General features: G+C 54.7%; 15 protein-coding genes and 4 tRNA genes. 13 read left to right on the plus strand and 6 right to left on the minus strand.

Going from position 1 to position 19,951, the window contains the following annotated elements; all coding sequences use genetic code 11:
- Position 1 precedes the first annotated feature (1 nt).
- From E7745_RS01725 to E7745_RS01745, 5 genes are all read right to left on the minus strand, one after another.
- Positions 2 to 73 (minus strand) — tRNA-Thr (locus E7745_RS01725).
- 12 nt (positions 74 to 85) lie between these two features.
- Positions 86 to 158, minus strand: a tRNA-Gly gene (locus E7745_RS01730).
- A 15-nt stretch (positions 159 to 173) separates the two neighbouring features.
- Positions 174 to 256, minus strand: a tRNA-Tyr gene (locus E7745_RS01735).
- A gap of 48 nt (positions 257 to 304) precedes the next feature.
- Positions 305 to 378 (minus strand) — tRNA-Thr (locus E7745_RS01740).
- A 172-nt stretch (positions 379 to 550) separates the two neighbouring features.
- A complete protein-coding gene (locus E7745_RS01745; protein WP_136408180.1) occupies positions 551 to 1,855 on the minus strand; it encodes an acetylxylan esterase in 1,305 nt (434 codons plus the stop codon).
- 99 nt (positions 1,856 to 1,954) lie between these two features.
- On the opposite strand from E7745_RS01745, the gene E7745_RS01750 reads away from it, so the two are divergent.
- The 13 genes from E7745_RS01750 to E7745_RS01810 all read left to right on the plus strand — a co-directional run bounded on the left by E7745_RS01750 (position 1,955) and on the right by E7745_RS01810 (position 17,630).
- Positions 1,955 to 4,945, plus strand: a complete 2,991-nt coding sequence (locus E7745_RS01750) for a tetratricopeptide repeat protein (protein WP_136408181.1) — start codon at positions 1,955 to 1,957, stop codon at positions 4,943 to 4,945.
- Between the two features lie 72 nt (positions 4,946 to 5,017).
- Entirely contained in the window at positions 5,018 to 6,850 is a 1,833-nt protein-coding gene (locus tag E7745_RS01755; RefSeq protein ID WP_136408182.1) for a TonB-dependent receptor, read from the plus strand.
- A gap of 31 nt (positions 6,851 to 6,881) precedes the next feature.
- Positions 6,882 to 8,294 carry a glycoside hydrolase family 28 protein gene (locus E7745_RS01760; protein ID WP_124075444.1) on the plus strand — a complete coding sequence of 471 codons (1,413 nt, stop codon included), beginning with the start codon at positions 6,882 to 6,884 and terminating at the stop codon, positions 8,292 to 8,294.
- An 89-nt stretch (positions 8,295 to 8,383) separates the two neighbouring features.
- On the plus strand, positions 8,384 to 8,572 hold the full coding sequence (locus E7745_RS01765; RefSeq protein WP_124075445.1) for a hypothetical protein: 189 nt from the start codon (positions 8,384 to 8,386) through the stop codon (positions 8,570 to 8,572).
- Between the two features lie 153 nt (positions 8,573 to 8,725).
- On the plus strand, positions 8,726 to 9,343 hold the full coding sequence (locus E7745_RS01770) for a GNAT family N-acetyltransferase (RefSeq protein WP_107032210.1): 618 nt from the start codon (positions 8,726 to 8,728) through the stop codon (positions 9,341 to 9,343).
- Between the two features lie 107 nt (positions 9,344 to 9,450).
- Entirely contained in the window at positions 9,451 to 10,662 is a 1,212-nt protein-coding gene (argG, locus tag E7745_RS01775) for an argininosuccinate synthase (protein ID WP_124075446.1), read from the plus strand.
- Between the two features lie 4 nt (positions 10,663 to 10,666).
- Entirely contained in the window at positions 10,667 to 11,629 is a 963-nt protein-coding gene (gene argC, locus E7745_RS01780) for an N-acetyl-gamma-glutamyl-phosphate reductase (RefSeq protein WP_136408184.1), read from the plus strand.
- 87 nt (positions 11,630 to 11,716) lie between these two features.
- A complete protein-coding gene (locus E7745_RS01785; protein ID WP_136408185.1) occupies positions 11,717 to 12,868 on the plus strand; it encodes an aspartate aminotransferase family protein in 1,152 nt (383 codons plus the stop codon).
- A 3-nt stretch (positions 12,869 to 12,871) separates the two neighbouring features.
- Complete coding sequence (locus E7745_RS01790; RefSeq protein WP_136408186.1) at positions 12,872 to 13,828, plus strand: acetylornithine carbamoyltransferase; 957 nt, start codon at positions 12,872 to 12,874, stop codon at positions 13,826 to 13,828.
- The gene (gene argB / locus E7745_RS01795; protein WP_136409153.1) at positions 13,828 to 14,607 is read left to right on the plus strand and encodes an acetylglutamate kinase; all 780 of its coding nucleotides are present in this window, start codon (positions 13,828 to 13,830) and stop codon (positions 14,605 to 14,607) included. The genes E7745_RS01790 and argB overlap by 1 nt, the downstream gene beginning before the upstream one ends.
- Complete coding sequence (locus E7745_RS01800; protein WP_136408187.1) at positions 14,567 to 15,655, plus strand: M20/M25/M40 family metallo-hydrolase; 1,089 nt, start codon at positions 14,567 to 14,569, stop codon at positions 15,653 to 15,655. The genes argB and E7745_RS01800 overlap by 41 nt, the downstream gene beginning before the upstream one ends.
- 57 nt (positions 15,656 to 15,712) lie before the next feature.
- The gene (gene argH / locus E7745_RS01805) at positions 15,713 to 17,029 is read left to right on the plus strand and encodes an argininosuccinate lyase (RefSeq protein WP_240740350.1); all 1,317 of its coding nucleotides are present in this window, start codon (positions 15,713 to 15,715) and stop codon (positions 17,027 to 17,029) included.
- 85 nt (positions 17,030 to 17,114) lie between these two features.
- Positions 17,115 to 17,630 carry a ferritin gene (locus E7745_RS01810; protein WP_107032203.1) on the plus strand — a complete coding sequence of 172 codons (516 nt, stop codon included), beginning with the start codon at positions 17,115 to 17,117 and terminating at the stop codon, positions 17,628 to 17,630.
- A gap of 771 nt (positions 17,631 to 18,401) precedes the next feature.
- On the opposite strand, the gene E7745_RS01815 is transcribed toward E7745_RS01810, so the two are convergent.
- The gene (locus E7745_RS01815) at positions 18,402 to 19,811 is read right to left on the minus strand and encodes an IS66 family transposase (protein WP_136408188.1); all 1,410 of its coding nucleotides are present in this window, start codon (positions 19,809 to 19,811) and stop codon (positions 18,402 to 18,404) included.
- Positions 19,812 to 19,951 lie beyond the last annotated feature (140 nt).

Consider the following 19,951-nt stretch of genomic DNA (forward strand, 5'->3'; position numbering starts at 1 on the left):
GAGCCGATGGCGGGATTTGAACCCGCGACCTCTTCCTTACCAAGGAAGTGCTCTACCCCTGAGCTACATTGGCGGTATGTGTTAGAGCGGAAGACGAGGCTCAAACTCGCGACCCTCAGCTTGGAAGGCTGATGCTCTATCAACTGAGCTACTTCCGCATTAGGATTGTTTTGTGGGCGAAGATGGATTCGAACCACCGAAGGTATAAACCAGCAGATTTACAGTCTGCCCCATTTGGCCACTCTGGTATTCGCCCTTTCGTAAGTGAACCGCCGAGCGATTCGCTACGTTGTTAGTTTAGTTGAGCCTCTTGTCGGATTCGAACCAACGACCCCGAGATTACAAATCACGTGCTCTGGCCAACTGAGCTAAAGAGGCAACAAGTTATTGTGCGCTTGCTTTTGGAGGAGCGTTCCCTTTCAAAAGCGATGCAAAATTAGCGCAAATATTTTTACCGTGCAAATTTTTTCACATCTTTTTCACAAGAAAATTACAACTTTTTCGCAGCAAAAAGCGCACAATCACACACATCTCGCTAATTAGCAACTGATTAACGGCAGTGATTTTTTATCCACTCATAGTGCGCTTTTTCGGTCTGCGGAGTGGTCCAGTGCTCATTGATCGGTGTAAGATGCGCTTCCTTGGGGGTGGAGACGGCGTTGAACACTTCGTAGCTCGTGGTCGGCGGACAGGTGTTGTCATTGAATCCCCAGGTCATTCTGACCGGACATGTCAGATGGCGCGCGAAGTTCACCACGTCGTAATACTCCAGTGTGCGGATCTTCTCAGGAGTGGCAGTCTGCGGATCTTTGCGGAAATGATGCGGGTATCCGCCGGTCTTGTCGCCGAGATAGCCTGTCATATCGGAGAGCGCCGGATGATTCGCCACACATCCGTTGACTCTTTCGTCGAGCATCGCGGTTGTGATGGCCAGCGCTCCGCCCTGCGAGCCTCCCTGCGTAAAGAGATTTTTTCCGTCCCATTCAGGAAGCGATGTCAGCAGATCGAGGAATCGTCGGCATCCGAGATAGACGTCCTTCATATAATATTCATCCGGGTCATCGAGGCCGAATTTAAGATAATCGCCCTTGACCTTGCGCTCGGCGGCAAACTCAGCCTCGCTCAGTTCAGGATGCAGACCGTGGATTTCGATTTCCAGTCTGATCATCCCACCTTCTCCGTAGTAGCGGTGGGCCATCGGGTCTTTGATTGTCTTCACTCCGGCTCCCGGAGGGGTCAGCACGGCAGGATATTTGCCTCCCCCTTTCGGGATGAAGAGATAGCCATACATGGCCCGGCCCCGGTCATTGAGCTGCAGACGCACCAGCTGACAGGTCATTTTGTCAGTTGAGTATTTTTCTACCGGCTCGGAAGTATATTTCAGAGGATATTTCTTGTCTTCATCCACGGCTTTTTTCCAGAATGCGGCAAAATCAGTCGGCTCCTTGACAAAGGGCTGAAGTTTTTCGGGCGAGAAGCCCACTTTGACATGGTGGGAGAATTTATGTCCGCCAATTACGGTTTCAAGTCTCAGATCCCGGAACCCCGGCTTGTCCATAGTTCCGATATTGAGCACTCCCCTGCCATTGCTGTCAAGCACAAGACTGCCGTCGGTATCAGCCTGGAGCATATCGGGGCCGATGGAATAGTTTACGGTCATTTCCGAGGCAGGCACACCGTAGCGGTAAAGTTCGATTGAGATCCGGGCGCTGTCTCCGGTCTCATAAAGCCAGTCGGGATGATCTGGATTTGTGACCCACAGCATATCGCTGCGCGAAGGGTAGTTTTCAGCACTGACTCCGGCGGTAAGAGAGGCTCCTAATATAATTAAGGTGGTAAGTCGGAAAAGTTTCATGGTAAATCTGGTGTCAAGTCTCTTATTTTATAAATATGTAGCAAAATTAGCGATTTTCCTCAAAATGGCGTAATTTTGCCTTTAGAATATAATCATTACATGAAACGACAACTCATACTCGCCGCATTGTGCTGCGCCGCCGCAGGCGCCACCGTAGCCCAGGTCAACAGCCCTGATGCCGGAGGTTATCTCGAAAGAGGCATCCTCATGTTTGACGACCGCAATTATGAAGGCTGCATAGACCAGCTCGCCAGAATCCATAGCCTCAGCCCCACCCCGGAGCAGGCCGAACGTGCCCTTTATTATCTCGGACTGGCTTCCCAGGGGCTCGGAGATGACGAAGCTCTCGCATTGTTCCGCAAATTTCTTGCCGACTACCCAGTCTCGCCGCTCAGAGCCGACGTGATGATGTCAGTGGGCGACTACTGGTTCAACCGCGGCAACTATGCCGAAGCGCTGCAGGAATATGCTCAGGTCAACCCTCTCGCACTCACCGGAAACCGCTGCGATGACATGAGTTACCGCACCGCCTATTCCTACATGATGCTCGGCGAACATGCCACGGCGGCCAGCCAGTTCCGCACCCTCCAGAGCTCGGAGGAATACGGCAATGTGGCCCGCTTCTATCTCGGCTACATAGCCTACGTCAACAAAGACTACACTCTGGCGCTGCAATATTTCCGCAACGTCGACACCTCGCGCGAGCCTGGCAACGCGGCGCCCTATTACGAGGCGCAGATCGCATTCGCGCAGGGCGACTTCAACCGGTCGCTCGACATCTCGCGCCGCCTTCTGGCCTCAGGCTCCGTGCCGGCATTCACTGCCGAATGCAACCGTCTTGCCGGCGAATCGCTCTACAACCTGGGCGATGAGAGCGAAGCTCTCCCCTATCTCTGGAAATATTGCGCCGAAGCATCTGACCCGCAGCCTTCGGCATTCTACATACTCGGTGTGAGCGAATACCGGCGCGGCGACTACGATGCCGCCATCAAACTGCTCCAGCAGTCCATCGGGACCCACTCGGCAATGGAGCAGAGCGCCTACCTCTTCCTCGGACAAGCCTATCTCAAACGCGGCGACAACAACTCGGCCCTGATGGCTTTTGAAAACGCCTACCGCGTGGACTACGACCGCGAAGTGCGCGAAACCGCCTTCTACAACTACGCCGTGGCCCGCATGGACGGCGGACGTGTGCCCTTCGGCAACTCCGTGGCCCTGCTTGAAAACTTCCTCCAGGAATATCCCAACTCAACCTACAGCGCCGACGTGCAGCGCTATATCGTCAATGGCTACATGTCAGACAACGACTATGAAAGCGCTCTTGCCGCACTCGACAAAATACAGAATCCGTCAGCCGAACTCATCCAGGCCAAACAGAGAGTGCTGCTTGTACTCGGATCGCGGGAATACACCTCCGGAAAAATCTCCCAGGCCATAAGCCATCTCACCCAGGCGCGCCGCCTCGCCTCTGACAATCCATCAATCCGGCGCCAATGCGACCTTTGGCTGGGCGACTGCTATTACACACGCGGCAACTACGACGAAGCTGCCTCAAGCTACCGCTCATTCATAGCATCGGCACCGAAATCCGACACCCGCAACCGTGCCATAGCCTATTACGATCTGGGCTACACCCGCTTCTGTCAGGAGCGCTACTCCGACGCGCTGACCGACTTCCGCGACGCCGTGACAGTGATGCAGTCAGCACCTGCCGACATCTCGCGCTCGCTTCTCGCAGACTGCTATAACCGCATAGCCGACTGCCACTACTATCAGACCGACTTCACCTCTGCCGCCGAGGCCTACAACAAAGCCTATGACCTCAACCCCTCGTCAGGTGACTACGCACTCTATCAGCTCGCCATCATGAAGGGTCTCCGCAAAGACCACGCCGGCAAGATCGAAAGCATCGACGCTCTGTCAGAACGCTTCCCCTCATCGGGCCTCATACCCAACGCCCTGCTCGAAAAAGCCGAAAGCCAGTCAGCGCTCGGCCAGACCGACCAGGCGATAGCCACCTACCGCCACCTTGTGCAGCAATATCCCAATACCGCCCCCGGCCGCAACGGCTATCTGCAACTCGCCATCACCTATATCAACCGCGGCGAGCGCAGCCAGGGCATCGAGACATACAAGAAAGTCATCTACACCTTCCCTTCAAGCGAGGAGGCCCGCATCGCTGCCGACGACCTCAAACAGCTCTATGCCGCTGACGGCCGTCTGCAGGACTTCGTGGCATTCATCAACTCCGTGCCCAACGCACCGCGCTACGAAGCCTCCGAGCTTGAAAAACTTGCATTCCAGGCCGCCGAAAACGACTATGTGAACTCCGGCGCCACGTCCAAGCTCTCGGCTTACATAGCCGAATATCCTCAGGGAGCCGACCGCGCCCAGGCCCTCTACTATCTCGCCGATGCCGCCTGGAACGAAGGCAAGCCGGCCGAGGCCCAGGGCTATGCCATGCAGGTGATACAGACCCATCCCGACTCCGAAGTGGCCGAAGACGCGATGCTCATCAAAGCCGCAGCCGAAAGCTCGCTCGGCAAGACAGAGATAGCCTACTCCACCTATCAGCAGCTCGAAAACCGGGCTTCAGGCTCAAACATGCTGCGCGAGGCCCGCATCGGACTGATGCGCACTGCTGCCGACCTTGGCAAATATGCCGAAGTGGTCAACACCGCCGACAAGCTTCTCGCATCGACAGCCGCCAACTCGCCGGCCGACCTCAACGAAATCAGATTCATGCGCGGTATGGCCAACAACAGCCTGGGCAACTACGACAAGGCCTATGAAGACTGGTCGGAACTCGCCGAGAACCCCGCTGACATCTTCGGAGCCAAGAGCGCCTACTACATGGGCAACTCACAGCTCGATCGTGGCCTTGTCAAAGGCGCTAAATCGACAGCCGAAAAGCTCATCGACTCCGACACCCCGCACCAGTACTGGCTTGCACGCGGATTCATCCTCTACAGCGACATTCTGCGCAAAGAAGGCAAAAAATTCGAGGCAGACGAATATCTGAAATCACTGAAAAGCAACTATCCCGGCACCGAAGCCGACATCTTCCAGATGATCGACTCACGCCTCTGAACCTGACAGCAGGAAGCTGCCACGAACCATCACCACCCTTCACCACCCATTCATTTCAGACTCAAAGCAACAATGAATACAAGATCAACCATATTTTCACTCTGCCTCGCACTCGGCACCCCGCTCTTCGGCCAGGGGCTCCACAAGGAAATCAACGTAGAGCAGGAGATAGTCCCGGTCAAGCGCGACGCGGCCCGCATCACAATACTCCCCACCCTTCAGCTGCCAGCCGTCAGCAAACCGCAGCTGGCATTCAGCAACCGCGTGGTCACCACCCGTGTGCCCAACGCCATCTCGACTCTTGAGCCTGTGGCCTATGGCGAAAACCTCTTCTCGTCGCCCTACCGCGGCTATGTGGCCCTCGGCCTCGGCGCTCCGCTCTTCAACGGAGCCTTCTCGGCCGGTTACCGCATTCTCGACACCGACCGCACCCGCCTGAGCGCCTGGGGGCAGTATGACGGTGATATCTACACACAGAAAACAGACGAGCGTAAGGAATACTGGCGTGACCACAGCGCATCACTCGGCGTAGACCTCCATCAGGCCATCGGAAGCAAATCGTTTCTCAATGCCGGCGTGGACTACACCTACGGCTATCACACCATCCCCTCTGCCTGGGACTCATTCTCGCAAAGCATCAGCCGTTTCAACCTTTCGGCCCTTTACACTTCGCGGGCACAAGGCCTCGACTGGACCGCAGCCCTCCGCTACCGTCATTTCGGCTTCTACAACTCAAATGCACCGCAGAGGCTACACTTCATCTCATCTGTACCTGACACAGACTTCCCCATCCACATCTTCACTCCAGGCCAGACCGGCACAGCAGACTCGCCTGCACCCGGCCAGACCGAGGTCTACGCCGTGCCCGGCGAATCACCCGTACGCCAGAACCTCTTCGGCGCATCGCTCACCGGCAAGCTCTCGTTCGGCGACAACACATCGCTCGGACTTGACGCTGACGCAGACTTCCTGCACACCGGCAGCCATCTGAGTCCCCGCTACCCTTATCTTTCCTACGGCGACTACTCAGCCAAAGACGGCTCGACAGTCGGCCTGATAGCCCTGACCCCCCATCTCGACTACTCGTCGGCCACGGTCAAAGCCCGCATCGGCGCGCAGGTGGATGTCAGCATCAACAACGGCCGCGTCTTCCACATAGCCCCCGAAGCCTCCCTGGCCTGGACACCCTCGCAGCTCGTGGGCTTCGAAATCAAGGCTCACGGCGGCTCCGACCTCAACCAGCTTTCGTCGCTCTATAACGTGACCCCTTACCTCAACTCCTCGATGGCCTATTCGCAATCACACATACCCTATGCTCTTGACGGGCGCGTGACCGTGGGCCCCTTCTTCGGTGCCTACCTCGAATTCTTCGGAGGATATGCCAAGGCAAATGACTGGCTCATGCCCGTGGTAGCCGACAGCTATCTCGGAGGCGCAGTCTTTGACCGCATCGATCTTTCGGCCTGGCATGGCGGTGCCGCCGTCGGCTACGACTACCGCAAGCTGCTCTCGGCCCGTATCAGCTACGAGACAGCGCCCAATGACTATGACAACAGCTTCTATGAATGGCGCGACCGTGCCCGCCACGTGGTCAACGCCGAACTCAAGCTCCGCCCACTGACACCCCTGCAGATCACTCTCGGCTGGCAGTTCCGCGCCGGACGCCGCTGCTACGGCATGGCCCACAATCTCTCCGGCGCTACCGGAGATCTTCAGGTCTACTCGCCTCAGGCCCGGTCGCTTGGCTGCGTGTCAGACCTTTCGCTCGGAGCCTCCTATGCCGCCACCGACGCCCTCTCCATCTTCGCCGGCGGAGAAAATCTGCTCAACCGCCGCTACTACCGCATAGGCGACCGCTACTCGCAGGGCATCCGCTTCATGATCGGCGCATCACTCAAATTCTGACCACACAATTCTAAACAAATATCAAATCTCCATGAAAAAATTCGCAATGACACTGCTGGCGCTTCTCGCTTGCGCCACATCAGGAGTCCAAGCCCAGTACAGCACCTATTATAAAGATATGCCTGTGGAAGTCCGTCAGGTAGAACCGTTCGCCATAGCCGACCGCAGCGTGAACCTTGCCGAACGCGGAGCCACCGGTGACGGAGCCACACTCAACACCGACATAATACAGAAAGCCATCGATGAGCTCTCACAGGCCGGCGGCGGTCATCTCGTAATCCCCCAGGGTGTATGGCTCACCGGCCCGATCGAACTCAAGAGCGGTGTGGACCTCCATCTGGAGCGCAACGCCATACTCTATTTCTCGCCTGACAAGGCCCTCTACATAGACTCCAATCCCAAAGCATCGCGCGTACGCGCCTGCATCAGCGCCAACCGCTGCCGCAACATCAGCATCACCGGACTCGGCACCCTCGACGGCAACGGCGCGCAGTGGCGCCCGGTGAAACGCTCCAAGGTCAGCGACGTGGAGTGGAAACGCTTCCGCAAAATGGGCGGCGTTGAACGCCAGAACGGCTCGCTTTGGTATCCCTGGGAACTGAAATCAGGCTATCCCGACGTAGCAGACACCCCTGAGAAACAGGAGAAAAAGCGCAACGACCTCTTCCGCATAAACAACTGCGAGAACGTGTTGCTCTCCGGAGTCACTTTCCAGAATGCCCCGAAATTCCACGTCCACCCCTTCAACAGCCGCAACATTATCATTGACGGCATCACCGTCCGCTGCCCCTGGAACGCCCAGAACGGAGATGCAATAGACCTTAGCGACTGTCACCAGGCTCTCGTGGTCAACTGCACGGTCGATGCCGGCGATGACGGCCTCTGCATGAAAAGCGGCGAATACAAGCCCAAAGCACTCGTCAATGGCTGTGAAGACATACTCCTGCAGGACAACACCGTCTACCACGCCCACGGCGGCTTCGTGATCGGCAGCGAAGATATCTGCGGCATGAAACGCATAGTGGTGCGCAATTCGACTTTCTCCGGAACCGACACCGGTCTGCGTTTCAAAAGCGCTGTGGGCCGTGGCGGCAAGACCGAAGACATCTACATCAGCGGCATCATGATGGCCGACATCCAGGCCGAAGCCATAATCTTTGAATGCAACTACGCCGACCGCCCCGCCGGATCGAAAGACAGCGACATAGCAAGACCACAGGAAATGGTGAAGGTGCCCGAATTCACTGACATCCATATCTCCGACGTGGTCTGCCGTGGCACCGCCACCGCCATAGCCGCAAGCGGAATCGCCGGCCTCAACTGCGTTCATGACATCACGGTAGAAAACTCCACCTTTATATATACAGCCAACGCAACTGAAATCGACAGCGCGACAGCATCGGTGACTACCAAAAATGTAAAATTCATCAAAGACAAGAAGTAAGAGACCATCAGTAGGCCGGCAACCGTCCTAAGACCGTCTCACAAAACCTCATAGCCAGACAGTACACAGCAGTGTGCTGTCTGGCCGAAATGATCTACAACGAAGCCGAGGCCCTCTGTATGCTCGGAGGCAATGAGACCAAAGTGCGCAGCCTCCTTGAAGAAGCCGTGCGCCCCTATCAGCCCGGCTACAGCTGCACACTCTCAGGCGATGCGCTCCTTAGGCAGCCCTCAGGCTGTCTGACAGAAGGAATCCATACACGTCCCATCCGGTGGTAATGCCGGATGGGATTTTTAATTTTCCTGAATTTCAGACAAAATTCATTTATATTTCCACATTTCTCATCTGATATTGCAAATAATTTGACATTAATTTCGTACTTTTGCAGACATTTTATTATTTTCAAAAAAGTATTTATTTATAGCAGTTAGATGAACAATGATCAGATAAAGGTGATCTTTGCCGAAGAAGAGCATACAAAATATGCCGAGCAGATTGTCACCCTAATCTATGAATCAGCCCTTCAGCGCGGCACCGGCATAGCCCGCCGCACACCTGAATATATCGCACAGAAGATACGTTCGGGGAAGGCTGTCGTTGCTCTCTGTGATGACCGTCTCATCGGCTTCAGTTACATTGAGAGCTGGGAACATGGTGATTATGTGGCCACTTCAGGCCTTATCGTCGATCCGGAATTCCGACGATTGGGGCTCGCAGCACGAATCAAGGCCAAGACATTCGAACTTGCCCGCCTCCGCTTCCCGTTCGCCAAACTGTTCAGTATCACCACTTCTCTGCCGGTGATGAAGTTAAATTCACAGATGGGCTACAAGCCCGTCACCTTCTCGGAACTTACTGACGACGAGGAATTCTGGGCCGGATGCAAGGGCTGTGTCAACTATGACATACTCCAGCGCAACAACCGCCGCATGTGTCTCTGCACAGGCATGCTCTATGACCCCAAAGCCAAACTCGAACGGCCTTCCAAGCGAGCCCCCTACGTAATGTGGCTGCACAACCGCGTCAAAAAATTGCTCCACCTGAAATAATCTCCTCCGCGCGAGAGCCTGCAGGGCCCCATCACCCCTCTCCGGCGCTCTCCCGCCGACATCAAATTTAACAACATCATCCCCCCTAATCCAATAGATTCAATATTATGGAAAAGAAGAAAAAAGTGGTTTTAGCCTTCAGCGGCGGTCTCGACACGTCATTCGCTGCAAAATATCTTTCAGAAGACCTCGGTTATGAAGTGCACACCGCAATCGCCAACACTGGCGGATTCTCTGACGAGGAACTGAAGACCATCGAAGAAAAAGCTCTGCGCCTTGGCGCCGCATCTCATGCATCTCTTGACGTCACCGGCGACTACTATGACAAGAGCATCAGATATATGATAGCAGGCAACGTACTGCGCAACGGCACCTATCCCATCAGCGTGTCGTCAGAACGCATCTTCCAGGCTATCGCCATCGTCGAATACGCCAAGAAGATCGGAGCCGATGCCGTGGCCCACGGCTCGACAGGCGCCGGAAACGACCAGGTGCGTTTCGACCTCACATTCCAGATCCTCGCCCCCGAAATCGAGATCATCACCCCGACCCGCGACATGACTCTCACCCGCGAGTATGAGATCGACTATCTGAAGAAACACGGCATCGAGGCCGATTTCAAGAAGATGGAATATTCCATCAACAAGGGCCTCTGGGGCACCAGCATAGGCGGCAAAGAGACTCTCCACTCAGAGCAGACTCTCCCCGAAAGCGCATATCCCAGCCAGATCACCGAAAAAGGCGAGGAACACATGACCATCACCTTTGAAAAGGGTGAGATTTCGGCTGTCAACGGCAAGACTTACGCCGACAAGATCGACGCCATCCGCGAAGTGGAACGCCTCGGCGCCCGCTACGGCATAGGCCGCGACATGCACATCGGCGACACCATAATAGGCATCAAAGGCCGCGTAGGCTTCGAGGCCGCAGGCCCGATCCTAATCATCGCAGCCCACAAGATGCTCGAAAAACACACCCTGACCAAGTGGCAGCAGTACTGGAAAGACCAGATCGGCACATGGTACGGCATGTTCCTCCACGAGTCGCAGTATCTCGAACCCGTCATGCGCGACATGGAGGCCTTCCTTGAAAACTCTCAGCGCAACGTCAGCGGCACTGTAGAGATCATCCTCCGCCCCTACAGCTACACCCTTGTAGGCGTAGACTCACCCTTCGACCTCATGAAGACCGACTTCGGCGAATACGGCGAGGTCAACAAGGCCTGGAGCGCCGATGATGTCAAAGGATTCACCAAGATCCTCGGCAACCAGATGAAGATCTATCACAACGTGCAGAAACGCAACGGAGCCGAGGAGTAAGCCGATGAAAAAAATAGGAATCATAGGAGGAGCCGGCTACACAGCCGGCGAACTCCTCCGCCTCCTGATCAATCATCCGGAGGCTCAGATTGTATTCATACATTCCACCAGCAATGCCGGGCGCCCGGTCTGCGAGATCCACGAAGGTCTGACCGGCGACTGCGACCTGCACTTCTCTGACAGCTACGATCTCAATGCGGTCGATGTGCTCTTCCTCTGCCAGGGCCACGGCTTCAGCCGCAAGTTTTGGGAGGAAAACGAGCGCCCCGAAGGCCTGAAGGTGGTGGACCTCGCCCAGGACTACCGCGACGAGAGCGAAGGCTACACCTACGGACTCCCCGAAGCCAAGCGCGAGGCAATCCGCGAGTCATCGCTCATAGCCAATCCCGGCTGCTTCGCCACAGCGATCCAGACCGCCCTGCTCCCCCTCGCCGCAGCCGGACGGCTCGGCGGAGAGATCCACGTCACCGGCATCACCGGATCGACAGGCGCAGGCGTGAAACCCGGAGCCACAACCCACTTCAGCTGGCGCACCGACAACCTTTCGGTCTATAAGGCATTCGAACACCAGCATCTGGCCGAAATACGCCAGACACTCCGTCAGCTCCAGCCCGGCTTCGACGCAGAGATCAGCTTCATACCCGTGCGCGGTGACTTCGCAAGAGGCATCTTCGCCATGACCTATATCGACACCGATCTTTCAATCGAAGAAGCCACCCGCATCTACAAGGATTTCTATGCCGGAGCCGCATTCACTCATGTGTCAGACCGTCCGGTCGACCTCAAGCAGGTGGTCAACACCAACAAGGCGCTGATCTCGCTTGAAAAACACGGCTCGAAGCTGCTGATAATCTCCGCCATTGACAATCTTCTGAAAGGAGCCTCCGGCCAGGCCGTGCAGAATTTCAATCTCATCTGCGGTCTGCCCGAAGACTGCGGCCTGCGGCTGAAGCCCTCGGCATTCTGATGCGGTCACCGCTTTGGCTGCTCTCTGACACTCGACCTTTTTTGCTACCACACTCTCCCGTTCAAAAAATCATTTCTCTGAAAAAAGATGAATCTCTTCGACGTATATTCACTATATGACATCGAACCGGTCAAAGGACTCGGCTGCCATGTCTATACAGCCGACGGCACGGAATATCTCGACCTCTACGGAGGCCACGCCGTGATCTCCGTGGGCCACGCCCATCCACTCTATGTGTCGGCCATTTCCGACCAGGTAAGCCGTCTGGGCTTCTATTCTAACTCCGTGCAGAACTCCCTCCAGCAGAAATTCGCCGACCGACTGGGACGCATCTCCGGCTACGATGACTATGCCCTCTTTCTCTGCAACTCCGGAGCCGAGGCAAACGAAAACGCCATGAAACTCGCCTCGTTCCACACCGGACGCCGCAAGATCCTCGCCTTTGACCGCGCCTTCCACGGCCGCACCTCCGGAGCCGTAGCCGCAACTGACAATCCCAAGATCCAGGCCCCTTTCAATTCGACCGAAAACGTGGTCTTCGCCCCGCTCAACGACGTCGAGGCCACAGAGCGCCTTCTCGCCACCGGCGAATTTGCCGGAGTGATCATTGAAGGCATCCAGGGAGTGGCAGGTATCCGCATGGTCGATGACGACTTCATGCGCCGCCTGCGCGAACTCTGCACAGCCACCGGCACTCTGCTCATACTTGATGAAATCCAATCGGGCTACGGACGCACCGGACGCTTCTTCGCCCACCAGTACACCGGCATCCGCCCCGACATCATCACCTGTGCCAAAGGCATAGCCAACGGCTTCCCGATGGGCGCGGTGCTCATCTCTCCATCGATCCCTGCGGTCAAAGGAATGCTCGGCACCACCTTCGGAGGCAACCACCTTGCCTGCGTAGCCGCCATTGCCGTGATCGATGCTCTTGAAGGCGAGGCCATGATAGCCAACGCCGCCGCCGAAGGCGAATATCTGATGGAAGAGCTGCGCCGCCTGGCCACCGAGTGTGACGAAATCACCGAAATCCGCGGCCGCGGACTCATGATCGGCATCGAGATCAAAGGCTCGGCATCGGAAATCCGCAAGCGCCTGCTCTTCGAACACCATATCTTCACCGGAGGAGCCGGCGAACACACCGTGCGTCTGCTCCCAGCCCTCTGCCTGCCGCGCTCCCACTCGCGCCGCTTCATCGATGCATTCCGCCAAGTACTCACAACTAAAAAACCTTCCTGAAAAATGCACAACTTCACTAACGTCACAGACATAGGCCCTCTTGACCTCGCAGTCAAAGAGGCACTCGAAATCAAAGCCAACCGTTTCGGATTCAAAGAACTCGGACGCGACAAGACTCTGATGATGATCTTCTTCAACTCCAGTCTTCGCACGCGCCTGAGCACCCAGAAAGCCGCCATGAATCTCGGCATGAACGTCATAGTCCTCGACGTCAACCAGGGAGCATGGAAGCTCGAAACCGAACGCGGCGTAATCATGGACGGCGACAAGGCCGAGCATCTTCTCGAAGCCATCCCGGTGATGGGTTCCTACTGCGACATCATCGGGGTCCGTTCGTTCGCCGGTCTCAAAGACAAGGCCGAAGACTATGAGGAGAGAGTGATCAACCAGTTCATCCGCTACTCCGGCCGCCCCGTCTTCAGCATGGAGGCAGCCACCCGCCACCCACTCCAGAGCTTCGCCGACCTCATCACCATAGAAGAGTTCAAGACCAAGGAGCGCCCCAAGGTGGTAATGACCTGGGCGCCGCATCCGCGCGCGCTTCCGCAGGCCGTCCCCAACTCCTTCGCCGAATGGATGAACGCCACTGACTATGAATTTGTAATCACGCATCCTGAAGGCTATGAGCTTGCCCCTGAATTCGTGGGCAAAGCTCGTGTAGAATATGATCAGCGCAAAGCCCTCGAAGGCGCTGACTTCGTATATGCCAAGAACTGGTCGGCCTACGCCGATCCGAACTACGGCAAGATACTTTCGACCGACCGCGCATGGACAGTCGACAGCGAAAAGATGGCCCTGACAGACAACGCCTTCTTCATGCACTGCCTCCCGGTGCGCCGCAACATGATCGTGACCGACGATGTCATCGAGTCAGACCGCAGCATAGTCATTCCGGAAGCCGCCAACCGCGAAATATCCGCCCAAGTGGTCATCAAACGTCTCCTTGAAGGTCTGAAATGATGGAAGAGACAATCAAAGTGATCAAAATCGGGGGCAACGTGGTTGACAACCCCGAAGCCCTCGGCCGCTTCATAGACGACTTCGTGAAGCTGCCGGGCAAAAAAATCCTGGTCCACGGCGGCGGCAAGGAAGCCACCCGCATGAGTTCGCGCCTCGAAATACCCACCACTATGATAGAAGGCCGACGGGTCACCACCCGCGAGACCCTTGACGTGGTGACGATGGTATACGCCGGACTGGTCAACAAACGAGTGGTCTCCATGCTTCAGGCGGCCGGATGCAACGCGCTCGGACTGACCGGAGCCGACGGCAACGCCATCCGCGCCACCCGCCGCAAGCCGGAGCCGATCGACTACGGCTTCGTGGGTGACATAGCTCCGGAAGGTGTCAACGCCTCACTCATAGGCTCTCTGCTCGATGCGGGCGTCACCCCGGTGTTCTGCGCAATCACCCATGACGGCAATGGATCGCTTCTGAACTGCAACGCCGACACCATAGCCTCAGCTGTGGCTACCGGAACAGCGAGTCTCTCACCGGTCGAGCTGATCTATTGCTTCGAACAGCCAGGCGTGATGGAAGACATCGAACGCCCCGACTCCGTGATACCGCTCATCACGCCTGATATCTACAAGCGCCTGCGCGCCGAGGGTGTGGTCAGCAAAGGCATGATCCCGAAAATCGACAACGCATTCGCCGCAATAGCTGCCGGCGTCAGATCTGTAACCATAAAACATTCCGATGCCCTCAACCGGACCTCAGGCACTGTCATCAGAGATTGATCTGCTCAGACGCATGATCGCCACCCCGTCGTTCTCACGCGACGAGGCTGCCACCGCACAGCTCATTTTCGACCATCTCGCCGAAAATGGAGCCGCACCGAGACGCTATCTCAACAATGTCTACGCACTTTCGGAGGGTTTTGCCCCCGGCCGGCCAACCCTGCTGCTCAACTCCCATCACGACACCGTGCGGCCGGCTGCGAGCTACAGTCTCGATCCATTCAGCCCTGACATGCGCGAGGGTTGCCTATACGGACTCGGCAGTAACGATGCCGGAGCCTCAGTGGCCGCACTGACCAACACATTTCTCAGGCTGCGCACTGCCTCTCTGCCCTTCAACCTGCTCCTGGCCGTCACGGCCGAGGAGGAAGTAGGCGGCGAGAACGGCATGAGAGCTTTCCTCCCACATCTGAAAGAGGAAGGCATCGAGATAAGTTGTGCCATAGTGGGCGAACCGACAGGCATGCAGCCGGCCATAGCCGAACGCGGCCTCGTGGTGCTCGACTGCATAACCACGGGAGTCACCGGCCATGCCGCCCGCTCGGAGGGGATCAACGCGATCTACCGCGCTATGGCCGACATAGAAGCTCTCCGCTCGTTCCGCTTCCCGGATGAATCGAAGATACTCGGACCGGTCGGGCTGAACATCACCCAGATCAACGCCGGATGGCAGCACAACGCCATTCCCGACGAATGCAAATGGGTGGTCGATATCCGCACCACCGACGCATATACCAACGAAGAGACCGTCAGCCTTCTGCGCACTGCCGTCAGCCCCCACAGCTCGCTCACCCCGCGTTCAACCCGTGTGCGGGCCTCCGTCATCAGCAGTGACCATCCGCTGGTCAGTGGAGCTATAGGCCTCGGCCTGGCTCCATTCGTCTCGCCGACCACCAGCGACATGTCGCTGATGTATGACTTCCCCTCGCTGAAAATCGGGCCCGGAGAGTCATCGCGCAGCCATTCGGCCGATGAATTCATCCGCCTCAGCGAAATCGAAGAGGCCATTCCGGTCTACCACTCCCTCATCACCGGTCTGCGGCTCTGATAAATCCCCCCACACACAATCTCACACAACAAAACCCCGCAATCCACACATCAAGATATGAAACTCTGGAGCAAGGGCTTCGAGCCCGACAAAATGATAGAAGAATTCACCGTAGGCCGCGACCGCGAACTTGACCTGCGTCTGGCCCGATATGACGTTGAAGGCTCGATGGCCCACATCAGAATGCTCGAAAGCATTGGTCTTCTGAAAGCCGATGAACTCGAAGTGTTGCTGAAAGCCCTCGGAGAGATCGCCGAAGTGATCGAGCGCGGCGAATTCACAATCGAGCCGGGAGTGGAGGATGTCCACTCGCAGGTGGAATTCATGCTGACCGCAAAGCTCGGCGATGTAGGAAAGAAGATCCACTCAGGCCGCTCCCGAAACGACCAGGTGCTCGTAGACCTCAAACTCTTCATGCGCGACGAGCTGCGCCGCATAGCCGACGCTGTCAGCCGTCTCTTCAAGCGCCTGCAGTCTCTGAGCGAGGAATACAAGGATGTGCTGATGCCTGGCTACACCCATCTGCAGGTAGCCATGCCGTCGTCATTTGGCCTCTGGTTCGGAGCCTATGCCGAATCTCTTGCCGATGACATGCAGATGCTTGTGGCAGCCTACAACATAGCCAACCAGAATCCGCTTGGCTCAGCCGCTGGCTACGGATCATCATTTCCCCTCGACCGCGAGATGACCACCAGTCTGCTCGGATTCGAAACCCTTCATTATAATGTGGTGGCCGCACAGATGTCGCGCGGAAAGACCGAACGCGCCGCCGCGATGGCCATCGGGGCCATCGCCTCGACACTCGGCCATCTGGCTATGGACGTCTGCATGTGGATGTGTCAGAATTTCGGCTTCGTCTCCTTCCCTGACGAGCTTACCACCGGATCTTCTATCATGCCCCACAAGAAAAATCCGGATGTATTCGAGATCATGCGCGGAAAATGCAACCGGCTGCAGAGCATCCAGAACGAGATCGCACTGCTCACTGCCAATCTCCCCCTGGGCTACAACCGCGACCTGCAGTTGCTCAAAGACATCATATTCCCGGCCACGACCGAGATGACCGATTGCCTTGACATGGCTGACTTCATGCTTCAGCACATACGCATACGCCGCGACATCATCGATGACCCGCGCTACGACTATCTCTTCACCGTTGAGGAGGTCAACCGCCTTGTGCTCGGCGGAATGCCGTTCCGCGAAGCTTACAAGAAAGTAGGGCTTGAAGTGCAGGACGGCACCTACCGTCCGGTCCGCGCCGTCAGCCACACCCACGCCGGATCAATCAACAACCTCTGCAACCCCGAAATAGCACTGAAATTCCAGAAACTTTACGACCGTTTCGGTTGTCAGGCCTCTTGTAAGGAATCGTAAAAAATATTCGGTTCTGCAAGGCTTTTTTTACAAAAAGTTCTTACTTTTGCTTTCTGAAATTTATAAACCCAAATCAAGCACAACAATGTTAAACAACAAAGTTCAGGACGCAATCAACGCCCAGATCAACGCCGAATTCTGGAGCGCATATCTCTATCTGTCAATGTCGCTTCACTTCCAGGCTGAAGGAATGCCAGGAGTGGCAAACTGGTTCAAGATCCAATTTCAGGAAGAACAGGCCCATGCCACCATCTTCATGAACTACGTTAACCAGCGCGGAGGCCGTGTGGAACTGAAAGCCATCGAAGCCGTTCCCACCAGCTGGGCATCTCCGCTTGAGGCATTCAAATCTACTCTCGAACACGAAAAGAAAGTCACAGCCCTCATCAACGACCTTTACGCACTGGCCGAAGCTGAAAAAGACTATGCAACCCGCGATCGTCTCAACTGGTTCATAAGCGAACAGGTAGAGGAAGAAGACAACTGCCGCACTCTTATCGACAAGTATTCGCTCATCGGCAACGACGGCATGGGACTCTATATGCTCGACCAGGAACTTGGAAGCCGCACCTACACCGCGCCCTCCATCCTCTCTGAATAAGCCGGAAGCCGCGCAACAGACACACGTGTCGGCGAGAGCTGCCGCAAAGCAGCAACACCCGCCGCCCCCGATAACACAATACTCCTTCAGACCAATGAGCTGAAGGAGTGTTGTGTTATAGAAAGATATTTTATAGAGCTCAGTTAAATTATGTTAAATATTTCGGGGGGGGTAATTTTTTTAATTATTTTTGCTAAGTAACTCTGAAAAAATTAATTTATACTATATGCGGAATTTATTCAGAGGCAGAATCGAGGAATGAAGAGGGAGTTTATAGACATAAACGACCGATGAAGAACTTGATTCTGACCGGAATAAAACCGCAGAGAGTATAAAAGATCCTCCATAGGAGATACTAATGTACATTATATCGTTTAATTTTGAAGAGTTACTTATCATAAAATTAGAATTTAATTCGATTCTACATTCATATAGTTCAACCACAATTTTCAAAAGATATCTAAATTCTATCACCGCATTTCCACAAAATCTTTTAATCCAATTAACCTCAAAATGATTTTGTGGTTCCACTATAACTCATATAACCACTGATTTTACGTGTGTCTTGATCCTCATGGGCTACTTGAGGCCTGAAATCTACAATCGGAATGGATCTAAGACTATAATTTTATAATTTTTTTACAGACAAATTGTTACTACCGACGGAGGACATCGTGATGATGCCCTTCGTTATTTTTCATATCGGAAATGCAATGAATTTAGAGTAACTATTCAGCGAAAACAAAGGATGCGAAGATATAGCCCGTCAGTTTAGACGAGCGCCAATATAGCATCGAGAGGAGATTGTCCGTTTTTCCAGGCCGTGTCAGCAATGGAATGTAGTGCGTGGAAGGCATCGGCACCGGTACCGGAGCGGAAGCATCCGGATATTTTCTGCTTGACCTTGAGTTTTCGGATTCCACGTTCTGAAGCGTTGTTGTCAGATGGTATGGCCGGATTTTCAAGGAAGTTGAAGATGTAGTCCCTGCATTTTATTATCCCCCTCTTCAACTCATTAAACTCTTTGCGCAGACTGTCAAGATTCCGTTTGAGCAAGCCATCAAGCCTTGTGAGCCAGTCATCTTTCGGTATTATATCGACCGGTTTTTCGTTTCTCTGATGAATGGCCTCGCGTAATAAGGTCTGTACTTCCTTTGCCCATGTCTGCTCCTTGTCAATATCGTTAAGGTATTCCAGGTTTCTCAGCAGATGAGCCAGACATATCTGATTATTTAGGAAGTCGATGGCAAAGTACGCGCTGTGGCGGTCAGTTACGGCTGTCATTTTCTTCAATGAGTCACCAAAACGCTCTTCAAGCACTTTTGCACTACGGCCCGCACCGCGGAACACGAGGGTCAGATACGCAGTCTGTGCAATCCACGACCAGTTGAGCCTGCCTTTGACATAGCATCCGGACTCGTCAAAGCCGACTACGGATGATTCTCTGAGCAGACGCTCTATAAGTTCGATTGCCGGGCGGGATTTGTCAAGCGTCTCACGGACGATATTGACAAGCGTCCCCTGACTGATGCGTACATTGAACATCGTGGCGAACAGGGATTGCAACCGCTCGTAAGGCACGCATTGCACCACACTCAGATAAGTCGCAATGGCTCGTATGTTTTTGCCGAAAGTAATGGCATTACCTCCCCTGCGACGCGGTGCATAATCACGATTGCAACATCCGCAGATACAGACTTTTTTATAGAATCTGCGTTCACGATAAATTGGCCGTATCTGAGGCAGATCTATCTCTTGGCTGACATAATCAAGTTCTCCTTCAACATCCGACAGATCGCGCCCGCACTCACTGCAATAGCTGGATGACATATCCTGAATTTCGTCAGGCGTCTCCACCATTTTGCGTGTAGTTCCCTCATGCCCGTATTGACCGCCTACGGGTCTTTCCGATCTCTTCCGCAATGATTTTGTCCGGCGTTCCACCTCAGCCTTTATCGGTTCTTTCGATGGTGGAGTACTGCTGTTGCCGGAGTCCATCGGCGGCTTTTCATACTTCTCCAGACGCTTGCGTAACTCACGGTTTTCCTTAAGAAGTCTATCAACATTACGATTTAGCGAACATATCTCGGCATGCTGGGAATCGATAGTGCCCTGCATGGACTTGAGTTGTTCTGACATTCCGGATAGAATGGATGATATGTCGCTAATCTGTTGTTTCACAGATACAAAGATAGCTAATTTATTTGACATTTGCAAATACAATGATTCGGTAAAAATTACAGAAGTAGTTGAAACTTAAGTTAATATAACGAATTGTCAAATACAAATGAATCGCCAAAGCGTTCATTATAAAAATCTTA

It is taken from the genome of Duncaniella sp. C9 (genome assembly GCF_004803935.1).
Classification (GTDB): Bacteria; Bacteroidota; Bacteroidia; order Bacteroidales; family Muribaculaceae; genus Duncaniella; species Duncaniella muris.

Coding starts and splice junctions, on each gene's coding strand:
- argB (WP_136409153.1), top strand. CDS start 13,828: ATGGAAGAGACAATCAAAGTGATCAAAATCGGGGGCAACGTGGTTGAC.
- E7745_RS01760 (WP_124075444.1), top strand. CDS start 6,882: ATGAAAAAATTCGCAATGACACTGCTGGCGCTTCTCGCTTGCGCCACA.
- E7745_RS01785 (WP_136408185.1), top strand. CDS start 11,717: ATGAATCTCTTCGACGTATATTCACTATATGACATCGAACCGGTCAAA.
- E7745_RS01790 (WP_136408186.1), top strand. CDS start 12,872: ATGCACAACTTCACTAACGTCACAGACATAGGCCCTCTTGACCTCGCA.
- E7745_RS01810 (WP_107032203.1), top strand. CDS start 17,115: ATGTTAAACAACAAAGTTCAGGACGCAATCAACGCCCAGATCAACGCC.
- argC (WP_136408184.1), top strand. CDS start 10,667: ATGAAAAAAATAGGAATCATAGGAGGAGCCGGCTACACAGCCGGCGAA.
- argG (WP_124075446.1), top strand. CDS start 9,451: ATGGAAAAGAAGAAAAAAGTGGTTTTAGCCTTCAGCGGCGGTCTCGAC.
- E7745_RS01750 (WP_136408181.1), top strand. CDS start 1,955: ATGAAACGACAACTCATACTCGCCGCATTGTGCTGCGCCGCCGCAGGC.
- E7745_RS01745 (WP_136408180.1), bottom strand. CDS start 1,855: ATGAAACTTTTCCGACTTACCACCTTAATTATATTAGGAGCCTCTCTT.
- E7745_RS01755 (WP_136408182.1), top strand. CDS start 5,018: ATGAATACAAGATCAACCATATTTTCACTCTGCCTCGCACTCGGCACC.
- E7745_RS01800 (WP_136408187.1), top strand. CDS start 14,567: ATGCCCTCAACCGGACCTCAGGCACTGTCATCAGAGATTGATCTGCTC.
- E7745_RS01770 (WP_107032210.1), top strand. CDS start 8,726: ATGAACAATGATCAGATAAAGGTGATCTTTGCCGAAGAAGAGCATACA.
- E7745_RS01765 (WP_124075445.1), top strand. CDS start 8,384: ATGATCTACAACGAAGCCGAGGCCCTCTGTATGCTCGGAGGCAATGAG.
- argH (WP_240740350.1), top strand. CDS start 15,713: ATGAAACTCTGGAGCAAGGGCTTCGAGCCCGACAAAATGATAGAAGAA.